The 1,268-nt window shown below is 63.8% G+C and carries 3 protein-coding genes; all 3 read left to right on the top strand.

What is annotated here, in order from left to right; all coding sequences use genetic code 11:
- The coding region (locus JHD73_RS27775) for an HAD-IC family P-type ATPase (protein WP_199033339.1) at nt 1-547 on the top strand (547 nt) is incomplete at its 5' end.
- 8 nt (nt 548-555) lie between these two features.
- On the top strand, nt 556-726 hold the full coding sequence (gene ccoS / locus JHD73_RS27770; protein WP_199033338.1) for a cbb3-type cytochrome oxidase assembly protein CcoS: 171 nt from the start codon (nt 556-558) through the stop codon (nt 724-726).
- 104 nt (nt 727-830) lie between these two features.
- The coding region (locus JHD73_RS27765; protein ID WP_199033337.1) for a cbb3-type cytochrome c oxidase subunit I at nt 831-1,268 on the top strand (438 nt) is incomplete at its 3' end.

Below are 1,268 nucleotides of genomic sequence, written 5' to 3'. Positions count from 1 at the left end.
GGCGGATACCCCGCGCGCCGATGCGCCTGCCTGCCTGGAGGCTTTGCGCGAGCAAGGCTTGTGTTTGCACCTGGTGTCCGGTGACGCGCCGGAGACGGTGCGCTGGTGGGCCAACCGATTGGGGATCGATCACGCAGTCGGCGGCGCCAGCCCCGAGGACAAGCGCACCTATGTGCAGAAGCTGCAGGCGCGCAGGGCACGTGTACTGGCCGTCGGCGATGGCATCAACGATGCGCCCTTGCTTGCGCAGGCGCAGGTCTCGATCGCTATTGGCACCGGTGCGCCGCTTGCACAGGCAGGCGCCGACGCAATCCTCACCGAGCCTCGCCTGTCCGCCATCAGCGAGGCCGTATACATCGGCCGCCGCACGTTGCGTGTGGTGCGCCAGAACCTCGGTTGGGCCTTTGCTTACAACGCGATCAGCATCCCGCTCGCCACGCTGGGGTGGCTGTCGCCTTTGGCGGCGGGCATCGGCATGTCGGTGTCGTCGTTGCTGGTCGCGCTCAACGCGTGGCGTCTATCGCGTGCCCCGCGGCACGTGGCCTAGGAGGCCGCATGGAAACGCTGTTCCTGCTGATTCCGCTGTCGCTGATGCTGGTGGTAGCGATTGTCGGTGTGTTGTGGTGGGCCGTCGGCTCGGGCCAGTACGACGATCTGAAGACACCTGCTGAGTCGATTTTGCTGGACCCGGATACGCCTGTGCGCAACACAAGGCCGCGCGACTGAGCAGCTTAACCACATTGGCCGGGGTGCCTTGATGCACGTCAAGACCCAAAGGTCGCTCGATTCTTAACATGACCGCATCAAACCAACACACTCGGGGAGCAAGCATGGAATCGTCCAGCGCGTTGCAGCACACCCAGACCTTCAACTACCGCGTTGTCCGCCAGTTCTCGATCATGACGATCGTCTGGGGCATCGTTGGTATGGCGGTCGGTGCGCTGATCGCGGCCCAGTTGATCTGGCCGCAACTGAATTTTGGGGTGCCCTGGCTGACGTATGGCCGGTTGCGTCCGTTGCATACCAACGCGGTTATCTTTGCGTTTGGCGGTAGCGCGCTGTTCGCCACGTCGTACTACATCGTGCAGCGTACCTGCCAGGTGCGCTTGTTCTCCGACGCGCTGGCGGCCTTTACGTTCTGGGGCTGGCAGGCGGTGATCGTGGCGGCGGTCATTACGCTGCCGCTGGGCTACACCAGCTCGAAGGAATACGCCGAGCTGGAGTGGCCGATCGACATCCTCATCACGCTGGTGTGGGTGGTCTACGCC

Source organism: Ralstonia sp. ASV6, from assembly GCF_016429285.1.
Classification (GTDB): Bacteria; Pseudomonadota; Gammaproteobacteria; order Burkholderiales; family Burkholderiaceae; genus Ralstonia; species Ralstonia flaminis.
Note: the sequence above shows the minus strand (reverse complement) of the source record. Positions and strands in the feature narration are given on the sequence as shown.

What these genes read in the sequence shown, in the direction of transcription:
- ccoS (WP_199033338.1), top strand. Translation starts at nt 556, where the DNA reads ATGGAAACGCTGTTCCTGCTGATTCCGCTGTCGCTGATGCTGGTGGTA.